The organism is Methylobacterium sp. Leaf113, assembly GCF_001423325.1.
GTDB lineage: Bacteria > Pseudomonadota > Alphaproteobacteria > Rhizobiales > Beijerinckiaceae > Methylobacterium.
On sequence record NZ_LMNJ01000003.1, the window covers coordinates 1 to 26,430 of the forward strand.

Genomic DNA, 26,430 nt, shown 5'->3' on the forward strand with positions numbered 1-26,430 from the left:
TCGGGTCCGTCGCTTGGCCGCCGACAAGGGCTACGACGCCGACTGGCTCCGGGCCGACCTGCGGGAAAAAGGCATCACGCCGATCATCCCCGGCAAGCGCGGCCGCAAGCGGAAGATCCGCCACGACAARCGCCGCTACYGCGAGCGCTGGCGSATYGARGCRACCTTCAATCGCCTGAARGACTTCCGTCGCATCGCCACCCGCTACGACAAGCTGGCCCGAAACTACGCCTCGGCCGTCGCACTCGCTGCCGTCATCGCCTTCTGGTGCTGATCGAGTCCAGNATCCGCCACGACAAACGCCGCTACCGCGAACGCTGGCGCATCGAGGCGACCTTCAATCGCCTGAAGGACTTCCGTCGCATCGCCACCCGCTACGACAAGCTGGCCCGAAACTACGCCTCGGCCGTCGCGCTCGCTGCCGTCATCGCCTTCTGGTGCTGATTGAGTCCAGACCCTAGCCAGCCCTCTGCTGAGGAAACCAGTTTCCGTGAAAGCCAGGCGGGATCCGGTGCCCGAGGTGGACCGCGGCGATAGGCGCCGCCTCGAACGCATGAGCGTCGAGGATGATGAAGTCGGTCGAGTCGCTCACCGTGTCGATGACGAGCCCGACGAGCCAGCCCTCGTCTTCGCTAGCCTCCGGCCTCGCGGGGACAAACACGAACTCTCCCGGGACGCGGTCGGGACCGAACTCGTGCACGCGCCGCTCCCCCGTCGTCAGGTCGTGCTTGTAGAGTTGCGTCGCACCAATGAGTTGGGTGTTGCCGTCTGCCGGGACTGAGCCCGTGTAGACGTAGCGGTGTAATTGCCCGAAGCGTCGCTCGTCGATCCGGGGAAACTCCTGTGCCGCGGGATCGATCACCTGCCGCTCGACCCGTTCCGTCGCCGGGTCGGCGATCCAGCGCTCCAATTGGCCCGGCGTGTCGAGACCGCCAGCGGCCGAGGCGAACACACTCTCGTAGGCTACGACGTCGAGGACCACGCGCCCATCAGCGTCGTCGTAGGCGTTGGCAACGTGGAAGGCGAAGCACGGATCGACGGCGCACCAGACTATGTCGGCGGCCGTGCCGTACCGCGGCAGCAGGCCGACGCGGGCACGGTGGGCGGGATTCCAGCGGAACGGGAAGCGGTGACCAGCCAGCACTGCCCGCATCGAAAAGGTGACGGGCAGGTCCAGCACCACGACGAAGCGCATCGTGATCGCGCAATCGTGGATGCAGGGGCCGTGCTCGACCGGAATCGCTACATCACGCACGACCCGGCCCGTGGGCGAGATGACGACGTGGCGCACGCTGTCCCAGACGCGGCCGTCATAGGCGATGGCATGTGTCTCACCGGTCGCCGGGTCGCGATGCGGATGTCCAGTGAAGGAGCCAGCGAGGGTGTCATCGAACGTGTCGTAGCGCTGCGTCTCCAAATCCTCGGACAGCGCGACGGGGAAACTGCCGGCCTCGACCACGGCCAAGGTGCGGCCGCCGATCGCGACGACGTTGGTGTTAACAGTGTCGTCGCCGCGGCGCGGCCCAGGGGCAGCGGGCCGGCCGAGCGCTGAGGACGCCGCACGCGAACCGATCCAGCGGTTGCGGTACCACAAGGCTTTTCCGTCCTCGATGCAGAGACCGTGCACCATGCCGTCGCCCAGGAACCAGTCGTGGCCGCGCGTTGTCGGGCAGGCAGGGTTGGCGCCCATCTTGAGGTAGCGGCCGTCGAGCCCCACCGGGATCGTTCCAGTCACGCGCAGATCCCGCAGGGTCAGCTCCTCGCGCATTGGCGCATGGACGCCAACCACAAAGGGGTGCTGCGTTCCTGGCAGGCGCAGCCGATTACAGGCCGCCACCAGCGCGACAATGCCCTCGGCGGTGGCATGCAGGCTGGACGCGATCAAGTTCGGCATCGGGCGCTGGCTCGGGGCGATCGGAGGGAGAGCGAGGGCCCTCGTAATCGAGGCGCCCCGATTCACCGGGAAAGGGAGACATTTCTGTTCGCCTGAGAAGACTGGGCGATCTTATCGATAATGTATCCAATCGCGTCTGGCCACGTGACGAAATCGAATCGTTACGTCGACGGCTCGGTCAGCCAAACGCTTGGACGCCTCCTACAACCGGCTCAATGGCCGCTTTTGAGTTTGCCATCGACGAGCTTCTACGGCTTGGTTGGGTCGGGACCCGTCCGTCCGCTCTACGACTGGGTTGGGTGGAATGCGGTCCGGCTGCTTTCGATCGGAAGACGTCCTTAAGCGCCCTATCGTAGAGGCCATCGGGCATCGGCCAGTTGCACCACTGGGCGCAGGCTGCCTAACCTCCCACCGCAGATGGACCAAAGCCTCCGCTCCTGAACACCGCAGACAGTCCCAAATCATCTGAAGACGCACAACCATCCAGAACCATATCGATGCAATGTTACAATGTTGCGGAAAATGGCGTTCCCTCGATTGACTATGCGGCAGCGCCCGGCGAATGTCTGACCGTCAAGGTTCCTGCGGGTCGTCGGCTCGCGGGCTAAGAGGGAATTCGGGGTGCTCGCAGGAGTGCTTCCGAAGCTGCCCCCGCAACTGTCAGCGGCGAGCCCTTTCCGTTCATGGTCACTGGTGCGTCGCACCGGGAAGGCCGAGGCGAGGGCAATGACCCGCGAGCCAGGAGACCTGCCTTGCACCACGATACGTCTCTCGGGCGGGGTGTCCCGGCGGAGCGCATGAGCGGACTCGGCTGCTGACGCGGCCGATCCCGTGAGGGCACCCGCTCGGCCGTCGCTCGACAACCTTGAGCGCACTGGTGCCTTTTTGTCCCAACCTGCCGACCTCGAAGGCCCCGATCCTGAACCTGCCCGTTCCGGCGAAGCGTCGTCGGACGTCGGGGCATCGAGGATCGCACTACGCGCTTGCCGCAATCCTCTCGGCAGCTGCGCCTTCCTTGGAGGCCCGGGCGCAGGAGGCCGTCACGCTGGAGGAGCTCTCCGTGGAAGGGGCTGGCGGAGGTGCCCCGGCCGTCGCTGGTGCTGGTCCCAACTCAGGTATCGGCCTGATCGGTCCGACCCCGGGTTACCGGGACGACCGGGCTGTGAGCAGCACGAAGACCGACACGCCCCAGCGCGACGTGCCCCAGGTCGTCACCGTCGCACCGCGGGAGGTCATCACGGATCTGGCCGCCACCCGGGTCGACCGGGTCTTCAACTATACGCCCGGTGTCGCCCAGCAGAACAATTTCGGCGGCCTGACGGTGTTCAGCTACGCCATCCGCGGCACGACGACCTCGGAACTCTACCGTAACGGCTTCCCGATCAACCGGGGCTCGCCGCCGCCGCCTGACACCCAGAACGTCGAGCGGATCGAGGTCCTGAAGGGTCCCGGCGGCGGCCTGTTCGGGCGCAGCGACCCGGGCGGCCTCGTCAATTTCGTCACCAAGCAGCCGACCGCCGAGCGCTTCGTCGAGATGGGCGGCCTGTGGGGCTCGTTCGAGCAGTTCCGCGGCACGGTGGATGCCGGCGGCGCCCTGAACGAGGACGGCACGCTCCTCTACCGCTTCAACTTCGCGGGCGGACGCCAGAACAGCTTTCGCGATTTCGTCGATGGCGACCGGCTCCTCGTCGCGCCCGTCGTAAGTTGGCAGATCACGCCGGACACGAAAATCACCGTCGAAACCGAGTTCCTGCGCAACCGCGTCGTCTTCGACCGGGGCGTGATCGCGATCAACAAGCAACTGGGATTCCTGCCAATCTCCCGCTTCCTCGGTGAGCCGGGGCAGAGCACCGATCAGAGTTCGGACACGATGCAGGTGCGCGTCGAGCATCGCTTCAACGCCGATTGGCAGATGCGGCTGGCCACCCACTTCAACACCGGCTCGCTGGTCGGGGAATCGGCGGAGGTCCGTGGCCTCGCCGCTGACAACCGCACGGTTCTGCGCGACCGGAACTTTCGCGATTACCGCTGGGATACCGCCATCGGCCAGGCCGAGGTGGTGGGGCGCTTCACCACCGGTGATCTGGGCCATACCGTGCTTCTCGGCTTCGAGCGGGAGAGCACCGACAGCCGCGTGGTCTACGACCGCTCGAACTTCCGCCAGAGCCCCTACAGCCTCGACATCTACGATCCGCGCTACGGCCAGGCCCTGCCGCCGCTGACCATCCGGCGCAACAACCTGGAGCGGGTCACCAATACCGCCCTCTACGCCCAGGACCAGATCGCGCTCAGTCCGGAGTGGAAAGCCCTGCTCGGGGTCCGGTTCGACTTCTTCGAGCAATCCTTCCGCGAGCGCACAACGGCGACGCAGACGGAACAATCCCGGGTGGCGACGACACCGCGCGCCGGCCTCGTCTACCAGCCCCTGCCGGAGCTCTCGCTCTACACCAATGTCGGCACCAGCTTCCGGCCCAATATCGGCCCCGACGCCTTCGCGGTAGCTCGCTCCGTGCCGTTCGAGCCCGAGACCGGCATCGGCTACGAAGTCGGTGCCAAGCTCGATGTGTTCGGCGGCGCGCTCGGCCTGACGGCAGCGGCCTTCCGCATCGAGCGGCAGAACGTGCTCACGGCCGACCCCAACAACAGCGGCTTCTCGTTGGCAGCGGGCCGCGTGCGCAGCCAGGGCTTAGAACTGACCGCCGCCGGCCAGATCACCCCCGAGATCAAGGTTCTGGCGGGTTACGTCTATGCCGACGCGGTGGTGACCAAGGACAACGTGCTTCCCGTGGGCGCACCGCTCATCAACATCCCGCGCCACTCGGGCAGCCTGCTTGCCGTGCACGAGGTGCAGGCGGGCCCCTGGAAGGGGCTAGGCCTCGGCGGCGGCGTGCGCGGCGTCGGCGAACGCGCCGGGGACGCGGCAGGCTCCGGCTTCGTGCTCCCGGCCTACATCGCGGTCGATGCCCTGGCCTATTACCGCTACGAGAACATGCGCTTCGGCCTTAACGTCGAGAACATCTTCGACGCGACCTACTACGAGAGTTCGAACAACGTCTTCCGGGTCTATCCCGGCGCGCCCCGGCGCTTCACAGGCACAATCTCGGTGCGCTTCTGATGGCCGAGGTCACGACCCATGCGGGCGACGCCGTGCTCGCCATCCGGGGGGTGAGCAAGCGTTTCGGCGAACGCCAGGCCCTCGACGGCCTCGACCTGTCGCTCCGCCCCGGCGAGGTCTTCGCCTTGCTCGGGCCGAACGGTGCCGGCAAGACGACCACGGTCAACCTAATCCTCGGCTTCCTGAAGGCGGATGCCGGCACGGTCGAGGTCTGTAGTGTGGACGCCGGCGCCGACCCGATCGGCGCCCGACGGCACGTAGCTTACATCCCCGAACAGGTAGCGCTCTACCCAGGCCTCTCGGGGGTGGCGAACCTGCGCTACTTCACGACGCTGGCCGGCCTCAACTTGAGCAAGGGGACCGCCCGCACGCTCCTCGCGGAGGCAGGCCTCGCCGAGGATGTCCACCACCGTCCCGCCGGCTCCTATTCCAAGGGCATGCGCCAGAAGGTCGGCATCGCGGTGGCACTCGCGCGCCGTGCCCGGCTCCTGCTCCTCGACGAACCAACCTCGGGCCTCGATCCGAGCGCGGCCGCGGACTTCTCGACCACGGTCCGGGCGGCCGCTGAGCGCGGCACCGCCATCCTGATGGCGACCCACGACCTCTACCGCGTGCGCGAGATGGCCGGGCGCGTCGGCGTGCTGAGCCGTGGTCGGATCGTCGAGGAGATCGACCCCAGAACCCTCGACCATGTCGGCTTGGAGCGGCTCTACATCGAGCGGCTGGCGGGGAGCGCGGCGTGAGGCAGCTCGCGGCCGAACTCGCGCGCACCGCCCAAGATGCGCGCCTTCGCTGGATCAGTGCCGTCCTCGTCCTGCTCCTCACGGTCGCAGGCCTCGTGGCTTGGCGGGATTCCACGCGCTACGCCGGCGAGGTCGCTCAGGTGGCCGCTGCCGAGCGCGCGCGCTGGCTCGGCCAGGATGCCAAGAACCCGCATTCGGCCGACCATTTCGGGCTGTGGGTGTTCCGTCCCTCCGCACCGCTTGCCGTGCTCGATCCCGGTACCGAGCCCTATACGGGCCGGATGGTACGGGTCGAGGCGCATGTCTTCAACGACGCGGTCTACCGCGCCATCCAGGATGCCGGACCGCTCGCGAGGTCCGGCCTAGGCAGCGTCGCCGACATCGTCCAGCTCGTGGTGCCGCTCGCCGCCATCCTGCTGGGCTTCTCCGCCTTCGCGGCTGACCGCGAGCGAGGCACGCTGCGTCTCGCGCTCGGCAACGGCGGCCCGCCGGGACGTCTCTTCGCGGCCCGGTTCGCGGCACTTTTTGCCGCCCTCGCCCTGGTGGCTGGCCTCCCGCTCCTTGGGATCGGCGCGCTCGCGGTGATGAGCCAGGACCATACGGGCTGGCAGCTCGTTCCACGCCTGTTGACCTGGATCGCCGCACAACTCGCCTACGGCGCGGTGTTCCTGCTGCTCGCAATGCTCGTCTCGTTGGTCGCACGCACGGCACGGGGTGCGCTCGCCGCTTCGCTCGCGGCCTGGGTCCTCCTCTGCGTCGCGGCCCCCCGCCTCGCGGTCGTCGGCGTCGACGCCGTCGTGCCCGCCCTGTCCTACCGGGAGGTCCGAGCCCGGATCGAGGCTGGATTCCGGGGCCATCGCACCGCCGAGGCGAACGATGTTCGTACGCGCGAGGTGCTGGCCCGCTACGGCGTCAGCGATCCCGACGAACTGCCCGTGGACCTTCGCGGCCTGATGATGTCCGAGAACGAGAGCCACAACTTCGCGGTCTACGACCGCGAGCTCGGTGCCTTCTTCGATAGCCTCGCGGCCCAGGACAGAGCCTTGGCCTGGGCCGGCCTCCTGTCGCCGCGGGTCGCCCTGCAGGCCCTCTCGCAGACGCTGGCGGGCACCGATTTCGCCCAGCACGCCCACTTCGTCTGGGCGGCAGAGGCCTACCGGCGCGGAATCTCCGAACGCATGAACGCCGAGATCCGCGACCATCCCCAGCGCGGCGGAACCACCCTCGTCGCCGGATCGGATCTCTGGGGGGAGATCCCGTCTTTCGTCCCCCGGCCATTGCCGTTCGCAACAACGCTGGCCAACGCACGCGTTCCGGCCCTCGTCCTTGCCCTCTGGCTCGGTCTAATGGCGGCCCTGTGCCGTCCCCTGGTCCGGAGGTTGAAGCCGTGAGAACCGTCCGGTTCCCTATCCTGCTCGGCGCCGAACTGCGCCTGATCCTGCGCGAGCGCCTGACCTGGGCGATCCTCGCCGCCCTCCTCGTGGCGCTCTGCCTGGCGGCGTGGACGGGCGCCGGGCGCGTCGCCACGGAGCGGGCCGCCCTCGCGCAGGCCGCCGCCGACACCGACCGGGTCGTGCGGGACGCTAGGGCCGCCCATGAGCGCTACGCCAAGCCCTCGCCGATCAAGGTGAACTACTGGCAGGACCCCACCGACGCCTTCGGCTACATGACCTACTTCATGGCCGCCTACGCGGTGAAGCCGCCGACGCCGCTCGCTGCGTTCGCGGCCGGTCAGTCCGACGTGCAACCGGCGATCATGCGGGCCAGCTTCGGCTTCAGCACGGTTTTCGACGATACCGCCTACGAGCCCGGCTCGACGGCCCGGCTCAGGCTCGGCCCGTTCGATCTCGCCTTCGTGCTGGTCTACCTTGTGCCGCTCGCGGTCATCGCGCTCGCCGGCACGCGGCTTTCCTCCGAGCACGACAGCGGCATCCTGCGCATGATCGCGTCGCAGCCCGTCGGGCCGCGTCGCGTGGCGAGCGCGAAGTTCGGGGCCGTGGCGCTGATCGCCATCACGGCTGTGCTCGGCGGAACGGCGCTGGCGCTCATCGTCTCAGGCGGTCTCGGAGAGCTCAACGGTTGGGCGGGCACGCTGGCCCTCCTCGCGGCGGCCTTGGCCGCCTACGTCGTCTTGTGGGTGTCGGCCTGCGCCCTGGTGGCCAGCCTGTGGCGTGGGGGCGTCGGCGCCCTCGCGATTCTCGTACTGGCATGGGCCTGCGTCACGGTGGCCCTCCCAAGCACGCTCGGCCTCGTGGTCGATGTCCTCGCACCGACGCCTTCTCGGATCGCGGCCATTGATGCGAGCCGGCAGGCTCAGGTCCGCTTCTACACCGGGGAGGAAGGCGCGCGGATCACCGCGGCCTGGCTGACCGGCAAGGTTCCGAAGGCCGTGAGCCGGCCGGGGCTGGCAGAAGCGCCCGAGATCAAGCGCCTCGCCCGCGATGCGTTCTACGACGAAGCGCTGGCGGGCTACCGTGATGCCGCACGGGACCATGCCCGGGCGGTGGCGGCCTGGAGCCGGCGCTTGGCGATCCTGTCACCCGCGACGGTCCTCGCACGCGCACTGGAGATGGCGGCGGGAACCGACGCAGAGCGCCATTCCGCCTTCCTGGCGTCGGGCGCCGCTTATCGCCGGGACCTGCGTGCGTTCTTCGAGCCTCGCATTCTCGCCCAAGCCCTCGATCCAGTCCCGGTGTGTGAGGGCTGCCCCGCGCGTCTCGACTTCACCGCCTACGACGCCGTGCCGGCTTTCGAGCCCTCCGTCCCGCGCGTAGCGGCCGAACATCAGGCGATGGTCGCTCTCGGCTGTCTCATGGCGGGTGCCTTGTTCCTGACCGCGCTGGCCTACCGTCGTCTTTCCAGATGGCCTGCATGATGCGCCCGAACCGGAACGAAGCCTCCGAGGATGCCAGCCCGGTGGCGACCCAGCCCCATGACGTTTCCGCCGCCCGCGTCCGGCGCGGGGATGCCGGACGCGGGGCCTCGTCCGCGCGCGCCCGCCGCTACGCTCTCGATCTCATGCCGATTATCGACGCGATGCGTGGGGTAGTCGGGCGGACGCCCCAGTGCCTCGCCCTGGAGCTCACGCGGCGAGGGATCTGCAAGCCGCGCGGCGGCGCAGTCTGGACACCAGTCGATGTCGGCCGGCTCTTGCATCGGATCGGAACGGAGCGCGCGCGATGAGACCTGCAACTTTCGAAGGAGCGCACGGTCCGCGGTCCCGCATCGTCTCCATCGACGCCCTACGCGGCCTCGTCATGCTGCTCATGCTCGTCGACCACGTGCGGGAGTTCATCTACCTGCACGCCCAGGTTCGCGACCCGATGGACCTCAGCCTCACGCCTCCCGACCTCGTCATGACCCGGCTGACCTCGCATCTCTGCGCGCCTGTCTTCATCCTGCTCACCGGCCTCTCCGCCAGCCTCTATGCGCAGAAGCATGGCGACCGGGGGGCGGCTAGTGCCTTTCTGCTCAAGCGCGGCCTCCTGCTGATCCTCATGGAGGTGACGCTGGTCAGCCTCGCCTGGACCCGCAGTCTCGCTCCACCGATCCTCTACCTGCAGGTGATCTGGGCCATCGGCCTCAGCATGGTGGCGCTGGCCGCCCTGCTCTGGATACCGCGCGCTGCCCTCATCGTCTTCGCCGCTGCGGTGATGCTCGGCCACAACCTGCTCGACGGATTCGTGCTCCAGCCCGGCGACACCGGCTACGTCCTCTGGTCGATCCTGCACCAGCGCGGCTTCATCGAACTGCCCTGGGGCGTGGCGCGGACCTCCTATCCCGTGCTGCCCTGGTTCGGCGTGATCGCGGCAGGCTACGCCCTAGGGCCGCTCTTCGCCGGAGCGGTCGCGCCGGCCCCTCGTCGCAAAGAGCTCCTGGCGATGAGCGGCGCGGCGCTCATCGCCTTCCTGATCCTCCGGGGCCTCAACGGCTACGGCGAGCCGGTGCCGTGGCAGACGGGAGCGACGACCCTAATGACTGCGCTCTCCTTCGTGAACCTGACCAAGTACCCGCCCTCGGCCGACTTCCTGCTGCTGACCCTCGGCCTCGGGCTCGGGCTCCTCGCCTTGTTCGAGGCGGTGCCGGCGCGAAGCCTCGGCTGGCTGCGCACCTTCGGCGGCGCGCCGCTATTCTTCTACCTTGCGCATCTCTGGCTGTTGCGGCTTCTCCATGACGGCGCCCAGGCGCTCGGCCTCGGCGGCCCCACCGGCCGGATTGAGGCGGGAGCACCGGTGCAGATCTGGCTGGTCGCGGCGGCCCTTGCCCCCCCGCTCTGGCTCGCCTGCCGTTGGATGGTAGGCCTGAAACGTCGGGCGGCGTTGCCGGGCTTGAGCTACTTGTAGGCCCGCCAGGAGATGCCCTCTTCCAGAGGCTCGATAGAAGCCTCGCAATGGGTCCCGTTAATGGACACCGACCGATGCGAATTCACGGCTGGGTTGGGTGGGGTGCAAACGTCCGCTTCTGGACTGCAATGCATCAAAGCGGACGTTGCCCTTGCGCCCGCTCACGACCCTTTGCGGATCCTGGGAGAGTCCGCTTCCAGGCATTGGATGAGGCAGAGCTTTACGACTGGGTTGGTGATGGCCTGCGCACAGGACGTAAATTCGTGACGTCGGACGTTCGCGAGGAGCAGCGACTATCAGCAACTCTGTTGTGTACCTCAATGAATGATCCGGGCCGTGCTGAAGCCTTCGACCTTCTCCGTGAGGCTATCCCGATCTTTGCATGAAGAAGGCGACCGCCGCGTTGAGTGCTTCGGGCAGGACGGTCATGTGGGTTCGACCTGGAATGAGGCTGAAGGTGCTTGTTACGCCCGAGATCCGGCTCAACCGCTCCGTCATTTCACGGGTCAGTTCAACGGTGCGGGTCGAGGCGAGGCGGGCACGGCGCGCCTCACGGTCTGGAGCGTCCTGTTGGAACGGGGCGAGTGCTTCCTCGTAGGCACCTGCCAGCAGAAGCACTTGCGGGCCGTTCGGGGGCCCCCTCTCCAAGCCCGCGATGCTTCCAAGCACCACAGCGTCTTCCCAGTAGATGGATGGGCTGGCGGCGATCCAGTGTGAGAAGGCGGCTGGCGCCTGAGTAAGCGCGTAGAGGACGAACAGGCCGCCGAAGGAATGTCCGAAGAGCGCCTGCCGGGATGGATCGACCAGGCACCGCTGCGCGACCGCGGACCGAAGCGTCGTCGTGACGAAGTGAAGGAAGGCGTCGGCGCCCCCCGTCCGCAATGTCAGCCCCCCGGGCTTGTGGGGCGGGTAGGAGCGACCGGGAGGCGGCGTGTAGTCCCATGAGCGGCGCGAGGCATCATGGGCCTCGTCGCCTGGGTAGCCGATGCCCACGACGGCGAAGCGAGACGCGATTCCCGTAGCGTCAGGGTACGGTGCCTGAACCCGCTCGATGTCGATGGCGGTGCCCGTCACCGCGTTGCCGTCGAGGAGGTAGAGGACGGGCCAACCGTCCACCGGCGCCGCCCCGGGCGGGACGTAGAGGGTGATCCGCCAGGGCGGACGGTCCGCGTCGCCTCCCAGGTCGAAGCTGACCGCGCCGGCGAGCCGTGCCGGCTCATCGGGACCAGCGGCGAGGACCGAATGCCCACCCAGCGTCATCCAGGTGGTCGCCAGGAGGCCAACCGCAGTGCGACGTGAAACGGGGGCGCTCACTGGGCTCTGTCCGCCCTGGCCGCGCCCATCATCCGCGGGTGTTGGTCTTCGACTATGACGTCCTTCACGATCACCACCGGTAGATCAGGCTGCCGATGACGGTGGCGGGGGCGCCCCGATAGCAGAAGCCCGCCTGACAGGTGAAGTAGTCGCGGTCGAAGATGTTGTTCGCGTTCACCTGAGCGCGGAAGCCCTTGTAGGTCGGGTCGATGGCGGCGAAATCGTAGGCGATCAGCGCGTCGAACAGCGTCACCGTCGGGTTCCGGACCGTGTTCTCGTCGTTGGCGAAGCTGTTGGCGTTGAAGCGGATGCCGCCACCGAGCGTCAGGCCGCGCAAGGCCGAACTCGACGGGAACAGGTAGCTCAGGAAGCCGGTGAACGTATCCCCCGGAATGCCCGAGAGAGCATTGCCGTCGAGGGACTGACCCGCGAACGAGGTCTGGCTGAGATAGCGCAAATTGAGGTGCGTGTAGGCGAGGGTGAGGTTGGTGCCCGGTGCGAAGTTGGCGATGGCCTCCATCTCGAAGCCGCGGGACTCGACCGCGCCGGTCGCCACCTGGAAGGCGACGTTGTTGGGATCCGTGCGCAGGACGCTACTCTGGACGATGTCGAAGCCGGCAAACCCCGCTTGGATGTTTGTGCCGGGGATCAGGTATTTGACGCCAGCCTCGATCTGGTCCCCCGTCGCCGGCCGGAAGGCACGCCCGGCGGCATCCACGCCAGGCTGCGGCGCGAAGGTGGTGGCGTAGCTGGCATAGGGGACCAGCCCGGGGGCCAGGAGATAGTTGAGACCGACTCTCCCCGTGAAGGCTTGGTCGTTCTGCTGGGTCGCGGCAGCGGGGGCGCTGGTCGTGGTCTGTGACACCCAGTCGTAGCGCCCGGTCAGGGTGAGCACGAAGCGGTCGAACTTGGCTTGCTCCTGCAGGTATAGGCCGACCTGATCCTGGCTCTGCGCGGTACGTGGGCCCAACAGCGGCGCGAGGATCGGCTGCTGGCCGTAATTGCGCGTAACGAGGTTGAGATCGGGGGCCGCGCCGAAGCCGAAGCGATAATTGAAATCCGAATGCGCGTAGTCGAGACCCGCCACCAGTGTATGCGCGACCGGCCCCGTGGTGATGTGCGCCTCGATCTGGTTGTCGAGGGTGATCTGACTGAGGAACTGCCGCGAATATCCGGTCGACCGGCTGGCGCTCGCGCCGTCGGGGCTGAGCGCGGCGATCGACGCGTAGCGATAGTCGTTGCTGATGTCGTAGAAACGGAAGTTCTGCCGGAAGACCAGATCCCCGTCGAAGCGGTGCTCGAACGCGTAGCCGACGCGCCCCTGCTGCTGCCGAAAGTCGTTAAAGGCCGGATCGCCCGAGTAGATCCGGGTCGGGCGCAGGTTCTGGTTGAAGAACGTCGTGCTGCCCGGAAGCTTGGTCTCCTGATACTCGCTCAGGAACGTGAAGCTGGTGTCGGCGGACGGCTTCCAGGTGAAGGACGGCGCGATGTAGCTCCGGTCGTCCGAGCCCCCGGGGATGAAGGTGTCTGACTGCCGCTTGATGCCGGTGACGCGGTACGCGAGCGTGCCGCCCGTGCCCTCAACTGGGCCGCCGATGTCGAAATTGCCCTGATAGCGGTCGAAGTTGCCGACCTGCAGCTGAACCTCGCCGAAGGGCGTGAAGACCGGGCGCTTCGTGGTGACGTCGAGGATACCGCCGGGCGAGCCGAGCCCGTAGAGGCCGGAGGCCGGTCCGCGCAGGATCGTGGCCGCCTCGATGCCGTAGGGTTCGATGCGCGGCACCGTCAGGCCCGACGCGATCTGGCGCAGGCCATCCCGGTAGATGCCGTCGTAGGTCAGGCTGAAGCCGCGGACGAAGAACGAGTCGAAACGCGGATCGAAGCCGAAAACGTTCGAGGACACGCCGGCCACATAGCCGATGGCCTCGTTGAGCGTCTGGACGTTGCGATCGTTGAGGGCCTCGCGGGTGAGCACCGTGACCGATTGCGGGGTTTCGAGCAGGGGCGTGTTGGTTTTGGTCGCCGTGGGGCTGATCCGAGCGGTATAGCCGGTGATCCCGGAAGGGCCGCCGCCGCCGCCGCTGGTCGCCGCCGTCCCCCCATCACCGCCGCTGAGATTTGCTCCGCTACCTGCCGCCGGCCCGGGTAAGGCCCCTTCGACAGAGAGCTGGTCGAGCCGAACGCTTTGTTCCTGCGCACTCGCGGCTCCGGGGAGAGCCGTTGTGGCGAGCAGCAGAGCAAGGAGGGACGAGCGATGGGACATGGCGCACGCTAGTAGGCGCCCTAAGCGGCGCAGTATCGTACTCATTGCGAGATACGACCCGCGTAGCAAGTAGGAATTGTGCTATTTATCACACACTTAGAGCACTTAAAATCTGAAGTAGTTCTAACCTAGCCCCGTATAGCGTCGATTATCAAGGTCTTACATCAACATATCATCACTGTCCTTTTTAAGCGGTTCAATCAATTTTGAGATGCTGCTTTATGATAGTGAACTGACTGATCGCAGCGCTGAAGTTGGGTCGATGGCGGAACGTCCGCTTCAGGGTGAAGGGGCAAGGTCCGCTCCCCACCCCGAACCGAAGTTGCTGGGCAGCTAACGGACGGCCGCTTTGGAGAAACGCCGACAACGGTCTGGATGACAGGTAGGGGTCGAGACCCGTCCGTCCGTTCTACGACCGGGTCGGGTGGATTTTTGCCTGTCTGCTTTTGGGAGGTAGATTGAGAAAGCGGACGCTTGCTCCGGAGACATCGGGAGCCGGCGCGCAGCATAGCGGAAGCGTCCTCGCTCCTCACGACGCGGCCGGGAAGGCCTCCGGTATCCCTCGCCGGAAGCCCGCGCCGGGATGGCTCGCCTTGAGGAGCGGCCCGCTGCCCGGGAACAGCTTCTCGCGCAACGTGCCCTCCGCGTAGCGGGTCTTGAAGGCGCCGCGTGTCTGGAGTTCCGGGACGACGAGGTCGACGAAGGCTTCCAGGGTCTCGGGCGCCACCGCGCGGGTCAGGTTGAAGCCGTCGGCGTCGGTGGCCTCGGCCCAGGCGACGAGTTCGTCGGCGACCTCGGAGGGCGCGCCGACGATGAAGGGCGCGCGGGCCCCGCGCGGGCCGAACTCGGCAAAGTCCGCCCGGGTAAAGGGCCGCTCGCCGGCCTGAGTCAGGTTCTCCACCAGGGACTGCATGGCGTTCGTCTTGACGTAGGCCAGGGCCTCGTCGGGACCCAGGGCCGACAGGTCGATGCCGGTCCAGCCCGAGACCAGCGCGAGCTGGCCCTCGACGTCGATGTAGCGTGCGTACTCGTCGCGCAGGCTCAGGGCCTCGGCGCGGGTCGGCGCCACGATCACCGTGGCGCCGAGGAACGTGCGGATGTCGTAAGGGTCGCGCCCGGCGGCGCGGGCCGCCTCGCGCAGGTCACGCACGGCCTTCGCAGCGAGCGGCTTCGTCTGGCCGTTGAGGAACACAGCCTCGGCGTGGCGCCCCGCGAAAAGCTTGCCCCGGCGGGAGGTGCCTGCTTGGTAGAGCACCGGCGTACGCTGGGGCGAGGGCTCGGCGAGATGGCGGCCGTCGACGCGGTAGTACGGCCCGTCGTGCCGGATGCGGTGGACCCGGGCCGGATCGGTGAAGACGCCGCCGGCCCTGTCGCGCCGCACCGCCCCGTCCTCCCAGCTGCCCTCCCAGAGCTTATAGGCTGCCTCCAGGAAGTCGTCCCCCGCCTCGTAGCGGGTGTCGTGCGCCCGGGCCGTGTCCTGGCCCATGCCGCGAGCGCCGCTCTCGAGGTAGCCGGTGACGATGTTCCAGCCGATCCGGCCGCCGGTGAGGTGATCCAGGGTCGTGATCCGGCGGGCGAAGGGATAGGGGTGCTCGTAGGTGAGATTGGCGGTGACCCCGAAGCCGAGGTGGCGGGTCGTCTGCGCCATGGCGGGCACCACCAGGAACGGGTCGATGTTGGGCGCCTGCGCCGCCCGCGCCAGGGCCGCGTCGGCGGTGCCACCGTACACGTCGTACTGCCCGAGCACGTCGGCGAGGAAGACCCCGTCGAAGAGGCCGCGCTCCGCGGTCCGTGCGAGGTCCACCCAATAGTCGAGGCTGTTATAGGCACTGCCCGTGTCGCGCGGATGCCGCCACAGGCCGGCCCAGGTATGGCCCGGCGAGGCCATCTGGAAGGCGTTCAGCCGGAGTTCTCGGCGCGTCGTCATCGAAGGATCCGTCCGGAGGGGCGTGGCCTCGCCATGTCGCGCCTGGGTAGGCGAGAAGTCGCGCCTGGGCAGGCGAGAGGCCGTTGCAGGCGAGAGGCCGGGAAGGTCAGGGTATTGGTCCCGGACGTCCGGTCAACCAGAACCTTCTTTTTTAGATCGCATCGTCCAGAGCACAGTTGTTCTTGTAAAGATGTTACTGGAGATTTGCGTTCCAAATGCATGTGAATGCACGTCATTTTAGAGATGAAGACTTGAGTTTCGAGCGATAATCCCGGATCTCAACGGCTGCTGCCTGCGGTGCTCAGCCGGATCAGGCGGGGCGCGGACGCAGCTCAGTACGGGATTGCAGGATCATGTCGCAAACGGATGCGGGCTGGGGTGCCGGCCCAAGCGGCCGCTACGAGGAGCTCGCCGCGCGTTTTCGTCCAACCTTTGCTGAGATCCGCGCCACCGCCGTGGCGCGGGAAGGCGAACGCCGGCTGCCGCATGCCGAGATCGGCTGGCTCAAGGAGGCGGGCTTCACCACCCTGCGCCTGGCCGAGGCGGCGGGCGGGCACGGGGCGAGCCTGCCCGAACTGTTCAACCTGCTGATCGAGCTGTCGCAGGGGGATTCCAACGTCACTAATGCGCTCCGCGCGCATTTCGGCTTCACCGAGGACGTGCTGTGCTCGGCTTCTCCCGAATGGCGGGCGCGCTGGACCGAGCGCATCGCCGCGCGCCAGACCATCGGCAGCGGCGTCTCCGAGACCGGGAACGCCAAGGTCGGCCAGTTCGACACCATCCTGCGCCGGCGCGGGGCCGAGCGGGTCGTCGACGGTCGGAAGTTCTACACCACCGGCTCGTTGTTCGCGGACTGGATCCACCTCTCGGCCCAGGACGAGGACGGCGCGCCCGTGGTTGCGGCGGTTTCCACCCAGGCCCCGGGCGTGGAGATCGTCGACGACTGGGACGGGTTCGGGCAGGCGCTGACGGCGAGCGGCACCGCGCATTTCACTGGCGTCGTGGTCGAGCCCGACTGGATCAAGCCGGACCCGGCGCGCTTCCCCTACGCCATGGCGTTCTTCCAGCTCGTGCACCTCGCGACTCTCGCCGGCATCGGCCGGGCGGCGGCCGAAGATGTCGCCCGGCTGGTGGCCGAGCGCCGGCGCGTCTACAGCCACGGCAATGCCGGACGCACCGGCGACGACCCGCAGATCCAGGCGGTGGTCGGCCGGGTGCGAGGCAACGCCTACGCGGCCGGCGCCATCGTGCTGAAGGCGGCCGAGGCAGTGCAGCGGGTGTTCGAGGCCCGCCGCGACGGGGCCGATACGACGAACCCGGCGGCGCTCGCCGATGTCGAGGTCAACCAGGCGGTCACGGTGGTGACGAATCTCGTGCTGGAGGCCACCACCGGCCTGTTCGACGCGCTGGGTGCCTCGGCGGTGAAGGAGGGCCTGGGCCTCGACCGCTACTGGCGCAACGCCCGCACCATCGCCTCGCACAATCCGCGGATCTACCGCGACCGCATCGTCGGGGCCTTCGCGGTCAACGGCACCGCGCCGCCGCGCGAGTACCGCGTCGGCGCGGCCTGAGGGAGCCTCGCGATGCCGGCCCGCTCCGACCGCATGCGCCTCGGCGCCTTCCTGTATCCCGGCGGGCACCACGTCGCGGCGTGGCGCCACCCGTCCGCCCAAGCCGATGCCGGGGTCAACGCCGCGCATTACCGGCGGATCGCCAGGACGGCGGAGGCGGCGAAGTTCGACCTGATCTTCCTCGCCGACGGCGTCGCGGTCCGGGGCGAGGACATCGACGCCCTCAGCCGGACGGCGATCCGCTACGTCGGGCAGTTCGAGCCCCTGACCCTGCTCTCCCACCTCGCGGCGGTCACCGAGCGGATCGGCCTCGTGGCCACCGCCTCCACCACCTACAACGAGCCGTTCCACGTCGCCCGCAAGTTCGCCTCCCTCGACCACCTCAGCGAGGGCCGGGCCGGCTGGAACCTCGTCACCTCGGCCGATCCGCGCGAGGCCTGGAACTTCAGCCGCGAGAGCCACCTCGCCCATGCCCACCGCTACGCCCGGGCGGAGGAGTTCGTCGACGTGGTCCGCGGCCTCTGGGATTCCTACGCGGACGACGCCTTCGTGCGCGACCGGGACTCGGGCCGGTTCTTCGACCCGGACCGGCTCCACCTCCTGGCCCACGAGGGCGCGCACTTCTCGGTGCGCGGGCCCCTCAACGTGCCGCGCCCGCCGCAGGGCCACCCGGTCGTGGTGCAGGCCGGCTCCTCCGAGGCCGGCAAGGCGCTGGCAGCCCGCACCGCCGAGATCATCTTCACGGCGCAGACGACCCTGGCGGACGCGACCGCCTTCTACGCCGACGTGAAGGGCCGCATGGCCGGCTTCGGGCGCGACCCGGATCATCTCAAGATCATGCCGGGCGCCTTCCCGGTCGTCGGACGCACGGAGGGCGAGGCCCAGGACCGCTACGGGGAATTGCAGGAGCTGATCCACCCCGTGGTCGGCCGCTCGCTGCTCGAACAACTCGCCGGCGCCGACCTGTCGGCCTATCCGGACGAGGCCCTGGTGCCCGACCTGCCCGAGACCGAGGGCGGCAAGAGCCGGCAGGCCCTGATGCTGACGCTGGCAAGGCGCGACGGGCTAACCATTCGCGAGCTCTACTTACGTATCGCCGGCGCCCGCGGGCACTGGACCCTGGTCGGCACGCCGGGCCAGATCGCCGACGCGCTGCATGAGCGTTTCGAGGCCCACGGGGCGGACGGCTTCAACATCATGCCGCCGACCCTGCCCGGCGGCCTCGACGACTTCGCCACACTGGTGATCCCGGAACTGCAGCGCCGCGGCCTGTTCCGCACGGACTACGAGGGCCGCACCCTGCGCGAAAACCTCGGCTTGCCGCGGCCGTCCCATCGCCACCCCGCCACCGCGATGCGTGTACCGGCCGCCCCGTGATTTCTTCCTCCTCCCAGCACCAGGACCCTGAGCCCATGACGATCCGCCAGCGGCGCAGCTACACCTCTTCAACCCGCCGCACCCTCCTCGCCCTCGCCTGCGCGGCCCTCCTGCCGCTGGGCGCGGTCCGGCGGAGCGAGGCCGCCGAGGTGACGGAAGTCCGCCTCGACTGGGCGACCTACAACCCGGTCAGCCTCGTCCTGAAGGACAAGGGCTATCTCGAAGCCGCCCTGAAGGACCGGGGCATCGCCGTGCGCTGGACCCAGTCGCTCGGCTCGAACAAGGCGCTGGAATTCCTGAACGGCGGAGCCATCGACTTCGGCTCCTCGGCCGGGGCGGCCGCCCTGCTGGCGCGCATCAACGGCAACCCGATCAAGGCGATCTACGCCTACTCGCAGCCGGAATGGACCGCCCTGGTGACCACGCGAGACAGCGGCATCCGGACGCCGGCCGACCTCAAGGGCAAGCGGATCGCGGTGACGCGGGGCACCGATCCGCACATCTTCCTCATCCGCGCCCTGCAGGGCGCCGGGCTGACCGAAAAGGACGCCAAGCTCGTCCTGCTCCAGCACGCCGACGGCCGCACCGCCCTGGAGCGCGGCGACGTCGATGCCTGGGCCGGCCTCGACCCGATGATGGCGGCCTCCGAGATCGAGAGCGACACCCGACTGTTCTTCCGGGACCCGGCGGCCAACACCTGGGGTGTCCTCGACGTGCGCGAGGATTTCGCCAAGGCCCATCCGGACCTCGTCCGCATCGTCATCGCCGCCTACGAGCAGGCGCGCACCACCGCGATCGCCAACCCGGAGGCCGTGACGCGCGCCCTCGTCGCCGCGACCAAGCTGCCCGAACCCGTGATCGCCCGCCAGCTCGCCCGCACCGACCTGAGCCGGCCCGAGATCGGCCGGGTCCAGGCCGAGAGCATCAGGGCGGCGGGCCTCGCATTGCAGCAGGCCGGCGTGATCCCGGCGGAGACCGACGTGGCCGCGGCCGTCGATGGGCTCATCGATCCCCGCTTTACCGCCGGGTCCGAGCGGTGAGCGCGGGAACCGCGTCCCCGCTCCTCGCGTCCGGCGCGGGCGGCGCCGCTCCGGCGACGACGGGGCTGAACCCTTCCTGGCGACGGGATGCCCGGCGCACGGGCGGGCGCCTCGTCCTCGGCGTGCTGATCCCTCTGGTCCTCGCCCTGGGCTGGGAACTCGCCATCCGGTCGGGCCTCGCCCAGGGGCGGCTGCTGCCGCCGCCGAGCCGGGTCCTCGGCACGCTGCTGGCGCTTGCCCAGTCCGGGGACCTCCGCCCGCACGTCCAGGCGACGCTGCTGCGCGTCGCCCTCGGCTTCGTGGCCGGCGCCGGAGCGGGCATCCTCGTGGGCGCCCTCACCGGCACGCTCCCGCTCGCCCGGCACCTCCTCGACCCCAGCCTGCAGGCCCTGCGGGCGGTGCCCTCGCTCGCCTGGGTGCCGCTCTTCATCCTCTGGCTCGGCATCCTGGAGACGCCGAAGGTGGTGCTGATCGCCGTCGGGGTATTCTTCCCGGTCTATGTCGGGGTCTCCGGCGCGATCGCGTCGGTGGACCGGAAGCTGGTGGAGGTCGGGCGCATCTTCCGCCTGTCGCGCCTCGCGCTCGCCCGCCGCATCCTCCTGCCGGCGGTGTTGCCCGGCACCCTGGTGGCGCTCCGCACGGGCCTCGGGCTCGGCTTCCTGTTCGTGGTCGCGGCCGAGCTGATGGGCGCCTCGGAAGGGCTCGGCTACCTCTTGGTGGACGGCCAGCAATTCGGGAAGCCCGACCAGATCCTGGCGGCCATCCTGGCCTTCGCCGTGCTGGGCAAGCTCGCCGACGGCCTCCTCGTCCTGGCGACCCGCCCCCTGCTGCGCTGGCAGGATGTCAGCCGCAGCGTGCTTTAGGACTGGCCTCCCACGGACATGGCTTCGGACACACGGCGATGCTGACGATCCAGGACCTCTCGAAGACCTACGCGGACGGGACGCAGGCGCTGGCCGGCCTGACCCTTTCCCTCGCGCCGGGCGAGATCGTCGCCCTGGTCGGCGGCTCGGGGTGCGGCAAGACCACCCTCCTGCGCCTCGTGGCCGGCCTCGACGCGGCGACGGCGGGCCTGATTCGGCTCGACGGCGCCACCCTCAAGGGTCCGCATCCCGGCCTCGGCCTGGTCTTCCAGGAGCCGCGCCTGCTGCCCTGGCTCAGCATCGCCGAGAATGTAGGCTTCGGCCTCGCGCACCGGCCGGCGGCCGAGCGCCGAACCCGCGTCGCCCAAGCCCTTGCCCGCGTCGGCCTCGCCGACCATGCGGGGCGCTGGCCGCGCGACCTCTCCGGCGGCCAGCAGCAGCGGGTCGCCATCGCCCGAGCCTTCGTGGCTGACCCCCGGGTCCTCCTGCTGGACGAGCCCTTCTCGGCCCTCGACGCCGTCACGCGCGAGGACCTGCACCGCCACCTGCTGGCGCTCTGGGCCGAGACCCGTCCGACCATCCTCCTCGTCACCCACGACGTCACCGAGGCCGCGGCCCTGGCGGACCGGGTCGTGGTCATGCGTCCCCATCCCGGCCGCATCCACCGGACGGTCGCGGTCGATGCGCCCCGCTCGGGGGATGCCGTGGCCCATCTCCAGACCTCGCGGGTCCTGCGAGACCTGCTGGACGAGTCCCTCGCCCCACCCGCGCGGCGGGCGGCCCTGGCCGTCTGACGGGTATGCCCGGACGCCGTGCGGCGCGCCCGGGCTAGCGCGTCCTACCAGCTCGTGAGCACCGCCCCGCCGAAGGTCGTCTCCACGAAGGCCTTGGTCTCCGGCGTGCGGTAGCTCTCCACCAGGGCCTTGACCCAGGGTTTGTCCTTGTCCGCCTCGCGCACCGCCAGCATGTTCACGTAGGGGCCCTTCGGCTCCTCCTTCAGGAGCGCGTCGGAGGGCTTGAGGCCGGCGGGCGCCGCGTAGTTGGTGTTGACCGCCGCCGCGTCCACGTCGTCGAGGACGCGCGGCGTCTGGGCCGCATCCACCTCGATGAAGCGGAGCTGGCGCGGATTCTCGACGATGTCGGCCACCGTCGGCTTGAATCCGGTGCCGGCGGCCAGCTTGATCACGCCCTTGTCCTGCAGGAGGAGCAGCGAGCGCCCGCCATTGGTCGGATCGTTCTGGATCGCGACGGTTCCGCCGTTCGGCACCGCGTCGAAGCTCTTGTGACGCTTGGAGTAGATACCGAGGGGGAAGTTCACCGTCAGGCCGACGCCGGTGATCCGGTAGCCCCGGTTGGCCTTCTGGTTGTCGAGGAAGGGCTGGTTCTGGAACGAGTTCGCCTCGATCTCGCCGGCCGAGAGGGCCTCGTTCGGCACGACGTAGTCGGAGAACTCGATGATCTGGAGGTCGAGCCCCCGCTTCGCCGCGATCGGCTTCACCGCCTCGAGGATCTGCGCGTGCGGCCCCGGCGTCGCCCCGATGCGGATCCGCGTCAGGGGCTCGGCCCGGGCCGGCCCCGGAAGGAGCAGGGCAGAGACGGCGAGGAGGGCGGCGAGGGTCAGGGCGCGCGGCATGGCGGATCGTCCGGTTCGGGAGCGGGAGGGTGGGACAGGAGAGCGGCGCGTCAGGCCGGCCGGATGCGCCGGTTCAGACGCCGGGCCAGGCCCTCGCCGACGGTCTGTACCGCCTGGACGAGGACCACGAGGACGACGACCACGGCCAGCATCATCTCGGGCCGGAAGCGCTGATAGCCGTAGCGGATGCCGAGATCGCCGAGCCCTCCGCCGCCGACGGCGCCCACCATGGCGGAGAAGCCGAGGAGGGAGACTACCGCCAGGGTCAGGCCCGATACGATGCCGGGCAGCGCCTCGGGGATCAGCACCTTGGCGACGATCTGCCCCGGGCTCGCCCCGAAGGCGCGGGCCGCCTCCACGAGGCCCGGATCGACCTCCCGGATCGCCGCCTCGATCAGGCGCGCCAGGAAGGGTGTCGCCGCCACCGTGAGCGGTACCGTGGCGGCGAAGGTCCCGATTGAGGTGCCGGCGATGAGCCGGGTGAAGGGAATGATCGCCACCACCAGGATGATGAAGGGCGTCGAGCGGGTCGCGTTGACGACGAAGCCCAGCACCGCGTTCGCGATCGGCGCGGCGAAGAGTTCGCCCCGCCGGCTCGTCGCCAGGAAGATCCCCAGCGGCAGGCCGAACAGGGTTCCGAGGGAGGCGGAGAGCGCCACCATCGTGAGGGTGTCGCCGGTGGCCTGGACGAGGAGGCGGATCAGTTCAGGCGACACGGGACGCCTCCTGGGCCGGCGGCAGGTATCCCAGGACCTGACTGTCGATGCCGTGCTGCCCGAGGTAGGCCCGCGCCCGTGCCGCCACGTCGGGTGCCGGCGGCAGCCCGATCGCCAGGGAGCCGTACGGACGCCCGCCGATCTCGTCCACGGTGCCGGCCAGGATCGCGGCCTCGATGCCGGTGTCGCGGGCGAGCCGCGCCAGGATCGCGGTGCCGTTCGGGGCGTCCTCGAAGGCGATGCGCAGCACGACCGTCGCGCCCGGGCGTGGGCCGGCTCCGATCCGCGCCGCCAGCGCTGGGGGCAGCCCATGGCCCATTTCTCCCGCGAGGAGAGAGCGCGTGATCTCGGCCCGTGGTCGGGTGAAGACGTCGAAGGCCAAGCCCTCCTCGACGATCGCGCCGTTCTCGATCACCGCGACCCGGTCGGCTACGGCGCGGATCACCGACATCTCGTGGGTGATGAGCACGATGGTGAGGCCGAGCTCCCGGTTGATGCGCGCGAGGAGCGCCAGGATCGACCGGGTGGTCTCGGGATCCAGGGCCGAGGTCGCCTCGTCGGAGAGCAGCACCTCCGGCCGGGTCGCCAGGGCCCGGGCGATGCCGACGCGCTGCTTCTGCCCGCCCGACAGCTCGGCGGGATAGCGCCCCGCCTGATCCGCGAGTCCCACGAGATCGAGCAACTCGGCGACCCGCGCCCGGATCGCCGCCGGCGCCCAGCCGGCGATCTCCAGAGGCAGCGCCACGTTGCCGGCGGCGTCCCGCGACGAGAGCAGGTTGAAGTGCTGGAAGATCATCCCGACCCGGGCCCGCAGGGCGCGCAACTCCCGCGCGCGCAGGGCCGACACCTCGGCATCCCCGACCCAGACGCGGCCCGCACTCGGCCGCTCGAGGCCGTTGATCAGGCGGATCAAGGTCGACTTGCCGGCGCCGGAGCGCCCGATGATGCCCAGGATCGATCCGGCCGGAACCGCGAGGTCGATGCCCTCCAGGGCAGCGACCGCCGTCCCGTTGCGCCGGGGCGCGTAGGTCTTCGAGACGGATTCGAAGCGGATCACCGCTTCGGCGGGGTGGCTGGTCGACGGCATGGACGGGGATGATCCTCGGCCCGGTCGCGCGCTTGCCGATCTCAGGATACGGAAGACGAGAGCAGATCTCTTGAAGCAGAGGTGGCTGCTATATTTATCTGCGCCCGATGTGCCCCCAGTCAATGAAAGCATAGACCAAACTGCGGCGTCGACGTGGATGAAGGCCGTCGTGACGGCCGGGCGCGCGAGAAGGTTCTCCCTCGATGCTGTAGATGGGCCCGCCGAGCGTGCGACGCCCGCGTGTTCATCCTCTCGAGGCTTGCTCTCGAGACTTGGTCACGATCTTTCGTGGGGTCATTCTGGCTATTTGGCCAGATACGAAAACAATCGTCCTAAAAACCATCGAAATTCGAAAACCCCTTTCCTTGCGAAATCTTGGGAGTTTTTCGTACATCAAGGGCGCGGGATCGTGATCGTGCGGCGACGACGCCGGCGATGTGCGATCCGGGCCGCACGGACCGTCGGGTGCACGGCGGGCGACACTTCTCCGGAGACGATCCATGATTGAAGACACGCCGCGCAGGACCGTCCTGTCGCGCCGGACGATGCTGCGCGCCGGCCTCGGGGCCGCCGCGCTGGCGCCCCTCGGGATGCCGGCGGTCCGGGCGGCCGAGCGGACCGTGCGCCTGAGCTATCAGCGCTCCTCGACCCTGCTCACCATCCTGAAGGCCAAGGCCACCCTGGACGAGCGCCTGAAGCCCCTGGGCTTCGCGCCCTCCTGGCACCTCTTCACAAGCGTGATCGAGCCGATGAACGCCGGGGCCGTCGACCTCCACGCGGACGTCGCGGACGCGGTGCCGATCTTCACCCAGGCGGCCAATGCGCCGCTCACCTTCTATGCCCGCGAGGTCGGTTCCCCCGCGGCCGAGGCCATCATCGTTCCCGAGGACTCGCCGATCCGCTCCATCGCCGACCTGAAGGGTCGCACCGTCGGCGTCTCGCGCGGCTCGGGCTGCCACTTCATCCTGGCCGCGGCCCTCAAGCGGGCGGGCCTCGCCTTTTCCGACATCAAGCCGGCCTATCTCCAGGCGCCGGAGGGGCTGGCGGCCTTCGGCCAGGGCAGCCTCGACGCCTGGGTGATCTGGGACCCGTTCCTCGCCATCGCCCAGGCCAAGCGGCCGGTGCGGGTGTTGGCCGACGCGACCGGCCTATCGAGCTATCACCGCTACTACCTCGCCAACGACCGCTTCGTGGCCGAGAACCCGCAGGTGGTCGGGATCGTCTACGACGCGCTCAGGCAGGCGGGCCGCTGGGTCAAGGCCGAGCCGGATGCGGCGGTAGCGCTCCTCGCGCCGATCTGGGGCGACCTCTCCCCCGAGGTGGTTGCCACGGTGAACCGGCGCCGGACCTACGCGGTCACGCCGGTGGTGCGGTCCGAACTCGGCGAGCAGCAGGCCATCGCCGACACTTTCCGCGAGGCCAGGCTGATTCCGCGCGACCTCGACGCGACCGCGGTGAATACCTGGCAGCCGCCGGCAGACCGGGGCTGAGCGCATGACCCATCCGCTCCGCTTCGGAATCTGGGCGGCCGTCCACGGCTCCCGCGCCTCCCACCACGATCCGGACGAGCCGGACGACGCCAGCTGGGACCGCAACCGCGCCCTGGTGCTGGAGGCCGAAGCTCTCGGCTTCGACGCCGTTCTGGTTGCCCAGCACACCGCCAATCCCTACGACGACGGGCGCGACCAGCTCGAAGCCTGGACGGCCTCGGCCGCCCTGGCGGCGCTGACTCGGCGCATCGAGATCATCGCGGCGATCAAGCCCGGGCTCTACCACCCCGTGGTGCTGGCCAAGATGGCCCTGCAAATCGAGCACATCGCGCAGGGGCGGTTCGCCCTGAACCTCGTGAATGCCTGGAACCGGGCCGAGTTCGAGCGGGCGGGCCTGCCCTTCCCGGCCCACGACGCACGCTACGCCTACGGCTCCGAGTGGATCGGCCTCGTCGACCGGCTCATGCGGGGCGAGCGCGTCACCCATGCGGGGCCGCACTTTCAGGTATCGGACTACCAGCTTCGCCCGGCCGGCAGCTTCCGGCCGCGCCCGACGATCTATCTCGGTGGCGAATCCGAACCGGCCCGGGCGCTGGCGGCAAGCCAAGCCGACGTTTGGTTCATCAACGGCCAGCCCCTCGCGGAGGTCGCGGCGCTGATCGCCGACGTCGCGCGTCGGCCCGTTGCCAACGCGCCGTTGCGCTATGGGCTCTCAGCCTTCGTCATCGCCCGCGAGACCGATGCGGAGGCTCAGGATGAGCACGCGCGCCTGCTGGCCCTGGCCGACCGCGACGCGGCGCTGCGGGCGGACACCCGGGCGCGCACGGACACGGCGAGCGTGATGTTCGCCAAGACCGACGCAGCGGCCTCCCGCCATGTCGGGACCAACGGCGGCACCGCCGCCGGCCTCGTCGGCAGCTACGACACCGTCGCTTCCCGCATCCGCGCCTTCCATGCCGCCGGAATCGAGCTGTTCATGCTGCAATTCCAACCGTTCGAGACCGAGATGCGGCGCTTCGCCGTAGAGGTCCTGCCCCGGGTGCGCTGAGGCTGG

General features: G+C 69.1%; 21 protein-coding genes, 1 pseudogene and 1 riboswitch. Of the genes and pseudogenes, 15 read left to right on the forward strand and 7 right to left on the reverse strand.

The features are described 5' to 3' along the window. Together ASF60_RS03605 and ASF60_RS25460 are read left to right on the forward strand one after the other, a co-directional pair. Positions 1–274: transposase (locus ASF60_RS03605; RefSeq protein ID WP_156633830.1), on the forward strand; the 274-nt coding region annotated here is incomplete at its 5' end. A gap of 11 nt (positions 275–285) precedes the next feature. Next, positions 286–444 (forward strand): annotated as a pseudogene (locus ASF60_RS25460) (transposase); the annotation flags it as partial. 13 nt (positions 445–457) lie between these two features. Here the strand turns inward: ASF60_RS25460 and ASF60_RS03615 are convergent. Beyond that, complete coding sequence (locus ASF60_RS03615; protein WP_056180572.1) at positions 458–1,894, reverse strand: 8'-apo-carotenoid 13,14-cleaving dioxygenase; 1,437 nt, start codon at positions 1,892–1,894, stop codon at positions 458–460. Positions 1,895–2,453: 559 nt separating this feature from the next. Beyond that, positions 2,454–2,663: riboswitch (cobalamin riboswitch) on the forward strand. Between the two features lie 156 nt (positions 2,664–2,819). Between ASF60_RS03615 and ASF60_RS03620 the strand changes: the two genes are divergently transcribed. The 6 genes from ASF60_RS03620 to ASF60_RS03645 are packed head-to-tail and all read left to right on the forward strand — an operon-like array spanning position 2,820 to position 10,095. Next, positions 2,820–5,009, forward strand: coding sequence for a TonB-dependent siderophore receptor (locus ASF60_RS03620; protein ID WP_156633850.1), 2,190 nt, complete (start codon positions 2,820–2,822; stop codon positions 5,007–5,009). Further along, on the forward strand, positions 5,009–5,752 hold the full coding sequence (locus tag ASF60_RS03625) for an ABC transporter ATP-binding protein (protein WP_056180576.1): 744 nt from the start codon (positions 5,009–5,011) through the stop codon (positions 5,750–5,752). Before ASF60_RS03620 ends, ASF60_RS03625 begins: the two co-directional genes overlap by 1 nt. Then, on the forward strand, positions 5,749–7,143 hold the full coding sequence (locus ASF60_RS03630) for a DUF3526 domain-containing protein (protein ID WP_056180579.1): 1,395 nt from the start codon (positions 5,749–5,751) through the stop codon (positions 7,141–7,143). Before ASF60_RS03625 ends, ASF60_RS03630 begins: the two co-directional genes overlap by 4 nt. Continuing rightward, a complete protein-coding gene (locus ASF60_RS03635) occupies positions 7,140–8,627 on the forward strand; it encodes a DUF3526 domain-containing protein (RefSeq protein ID WP_056180582.1) in 1,488 nt (495 codons plus the stop codon). The genes ASF60_RS03630 and ASF60_RS03635 overlap by 4 nt, the downstream gene beginning before the upstream one ends. After that, a complete protein-coding gene (locus ASF60_RS03640) occupies positions 8,624–8,935 on the forward strand; it encodes a hypothetical protein (protein ID WP_244477100.1) in 312 nt (103 codons plus the stop codon). The genes ASF60_RS03635 and ASF60_RS03640 overlap by 4 nt, the downstream gene beginning before the upstream one ends. Next, the gene (locus ASF60_RS03645) at positions 8,932–10,095 is read left to right on the forward strand and encodes a DUF1624 domain-containing protein (protein ID WP_056180585.1); all 1,164 of its coding nucleotides are present in this window, start codon (positions 8,932–8,934) and stop codon (positions 10,093–10,095) included. The genes ASF60_RS03640 and ASF60_RS03645 overlap by 4 nt, the downstream gene beginning before the upstream one ends. Positions 10,096–10,461: 366 nt before the next feature. Here the strand turns inward: ASF60_RS03645 and ASF60_RS03650 are convergent, their stop codons facing one another. From ASF60_RS03650 to ASF60_RS03660, 3 genes are all read right to left on the reverse strand, one after another. Further along, the gene (locus tag ASF60_RS03650) at positions 10,462–11,409 is read right to left on the reverse strand and encodes an alpha/beta hydrolase (protein ID WP_056180587.1); all 948 of its coding nucleotides are present in this window, start codon (positions 11,407–11,409) and stop codon (positions 10,462–10,464) included. Between the two features lie 70 nt (positions 11,410–11,479). Further along, on the reverse strand, positions 11,480–13,672 hold the full coding sequence (locus ASF60_RS03655) for a TonB-dependent siderophore receptor (RefSeq protein WP_056180589.1): 2,193 nt from the start codon (positions 13,670–13,672) through the stop codon (positions 11,480–11,482). A gap of 529 nt (positions 13,673–14,201) precedes the next feature. Further along, positions 14,202–15,599, reverse strand: coding sequence for an LLM class flavin-dependent oxidoreductase (locus tag ASF60_RS03660; protein WP_056180592.1), 1,398 nt, complete (start codon positions 15,597–15,599; stop codon positions 14,202–14,204). A 353-nt stretch (positions 15,600–15,952) separates the two neighbouring features. Here ASF60_RS03660 and ASF60_RS03665 point away from each other — a divergent pair, with 353 nt between their 5' ends. From ASF60_RS03665 to ASF60_RS03685, 5 genes are all read left to right on the forward strand, one after another. Continuing rightward, positions 15,953–17,170 (forward strand): acyl-CoA dehydrogenase family protein, encoded by a 1,218-nt coding sequence (locus ASF60_RS03665; protein ID WP_056180595.1) that lies wholly within the window; start codon positions 15,953–15,955, stop codon positions 17,168–17,170. 12 nt (positions 17,171–17,182) lie between these two features. Continuing rightward, a complete protein-coding gene (locus ASF60_RS03670; RefSeq protein WP_056180598.1) occupies positions 17,183–18,547 on the forward strand; it encodes an LLM class flavin-dependent oxidoreductase in 1,365 nt (454 codons plus the stop codon). Positions 18,548–18,582: 35 nt separating this feature from the next. After that, positions 18,583–19,587, forward strand: coding sequence for an aliphatic sulfonate ABC transporter substrate-binding protein (locus ASF60_RS03675; protein WP_056180601.1), 1,005 nt, complete (start codon positions 18,583–18,585; stop codon positions 19,585–19,587). 65 nt (positions 19,588–19,652) lie between these two features. After that, positions 19,653–20,450 carry an ABC transporter permease gene (locus tag ASF60_RS03680; RefSeq protein ID WP_056180910.1) on the forward strand — a complete coding sequence of 266 codons (798 nt, stop codon included), beginning with the start codon at positions 19,653–19,655 and terminating at the stop codon, positions 20,448–20,450. Between the two features lie 38 nt (positions 20,451–20,488). Next, positions 20,489–21,244: an ABC transporter ATP-binding protein gene (locus tag ASF60_RS03685; RefSeq protein WP_056180603.1), complete on the forward strand. Its 756-nt coding sequence runs from the start codon at positions 20,489–20,491 to the stop codon at positions 21,242–21,244. A gap of 44 nt (positions 21,245–21,288) precedes the next feature. Here ASF60_RS03685 and ASF60_RS03690 read toward each other — a convergent pair whose 3' ends face one another. The 3 genes from ASF60_RS03690 to ASF60_RS03700 are packed head-to-tail and all read right to left on the reverse strand — an operon-like array spanning position 21,289 to position 23,886. Further along, the gene (locus ASF60_RS03690; RefSeq protein ID WP_056180604.1) at positions 21,289–22,083 is read right to left on the reverse strand and encodes a MetQ/NlpA family ABC transporter substrate-binding protein; all 795 of its coding nucleotides are present in this window, start codon (positions 22,081–22,083) and stop codon (positions 21,289–21,291) included. A 50-nt stretch (positions 22,084–22,133) separates the two neighbouring features. Next, positions 22,134–22,799, reverse strand: coding sequence for a methionine ABC transporter permease (locus ASF60_RS03695; protein WP_056180606.1), 666 nt, complete (start codon positions 22,797–22,799; stop codon positions 22,134–22,136). Then, a complete protein-coding gene (locus ASF60_RS03700) occupies positions 22,789–23,886 on the reverse strand; it encodes a methionine ABC transporter ATP-binding protein (protein WP_056180608.1) in 1,098 nt (365 codons plus the stop codon). The genes ASF60_RS03695 and ASF60_RS03700 overlap by 11 nt, the downstream gene beginning before the upstream one ends. Before the next feature lie 500 nt (positions 23,887–24,386). Between ASF60_RS03700 and ASF60_RS03705 the strand changes: the two genes are divergently transcribed. Continuing rightward, positions 24,387–25,376, forward strand: a complete 990-nt coding sequence (locus tag ASF60_RS03705) for an ABC transporter substrate-binding protein (protein ID WP_082507733.1) — start codon at positions 24,387–24,389, stop codon at positions 25,374–25,376. Positions 25,377–25,380: 4 nt separating this feature from the next. Then, positions 25,381–26,424, forward strand: coding sequence for an LLM class flavin-dependent oxidoreductase (locus tag ASF60_RS03710; protein ID WP_056180611.1), 1,044 nt, complete (start codon positions 25,381–25,383; stop codon positions 26,422–26,424). Positions 26,425–26,430 lie beyond the last annotated feature (6 nt).

Excerpts from the sequence above, each read along its gene's own strand:
- ASF60_RS03615 (WP_056180572.1), bottom strand. The coding sequence starts at position 1,894 with ATGCCGAACTTGATCGCGTCCAGCCTGCATGCCACCGCCGAGGGCATT.
- ASF60_RS03625 (WP_056180576.1), top strand. The coding sequence starts at position 5,009 with ATGGCCGAGGTCACGACCCATGCGGGCGACGCCGTGCTCGCCATCCGG.
- ASF60_RS03640 (WP_244477100.1), top strand. The coding sequence starts at position 8,624 with ATGATGCGCCCGAACCGGAACGAAGCCTCCGAGGATGCCAGCCCGGTG.
- ASF60_RS03645 (WP_056180585.1), top strand. The coding sequence starts at position 8,932 with ATGAGACCTGCAACTTTCGAAGGAGCGCACGGTCCGCGGTCCCGCATC.
- ASF60_RS03655 (WP_056180589.1), bottom strand. The coding sequence starts at position 13,672 with ATGTCCCATCGCTCGTCCCTCCTTGCTCTGCTGCTCGCCACAACGGCT.
- ASF60_RS03660 (WP_056180592.1), bottom strand. The coding sequence starts at position 15,599 with ATGACGACGCGCCGAGAACTCCGGCTGAACGCCTTCCAGATGGCCTCG.
- ASF60_RS03665 (WP_056180595.1), top strand. The coding sequence starts at position 15,953 with ATGTCGCAAACGGATGCGGGCTGGGGTGCCGGCCCAAGCGGCCGCTAC.
- ASF60_RS03670 (WP_056180598.1), top strand. The coding sequence starts at position 17,183 with ATGCCGGCCCGCTCCGACCGCATGCGCCTCGGCGCCTTCCTGTATCCC.
- ASF60_RS03675 (WP_056180601.1), top strand. The coding sequence starts at position 18,583 with ATGACGATCCGCCAGCGGCGCAGCTACACCTCTTCAACCCGCCGCACC.
- ASF60_RS03685 (WP_056180603.1), top strand. The coding sequence starts at position 20,489 with ATGCTGACGATCCAGGACCTCTCGAAGACCTACGCGGACGGGACGCAG.
- ASF60_RS03690 (WP_056180604.1), bottom strand. The coding sequence starts at position 22,083 with ATGCCGCGCGCCCTGACCCTCGCCGCCCTCCTCGCCGTCTCTGCCCTG.
- ASF60_RS03700 (WP_056180608.1), bottom strand. The coding sequence starts at position 23,886 with ATGCCGTCGACCAGCCACCCCGCCGAAGCGGTGATCCGCTTCGAATCC.
- ASF60_RS03705 (WP_082507733.1), top strand. The coding sequence starts at position 24,387 with ATGATTGAAGACACGCCGCGCAGGACCGTCCTGTCGCGCCGGACGATG.
- ASF60_RS03710 (WP_056180611.1), top strand. The coding sequence starts at position 25,381 with ATGACCCATCCGCTCCGCTTCGGAATCTGGGCGGCCGTCCACGGCTCC.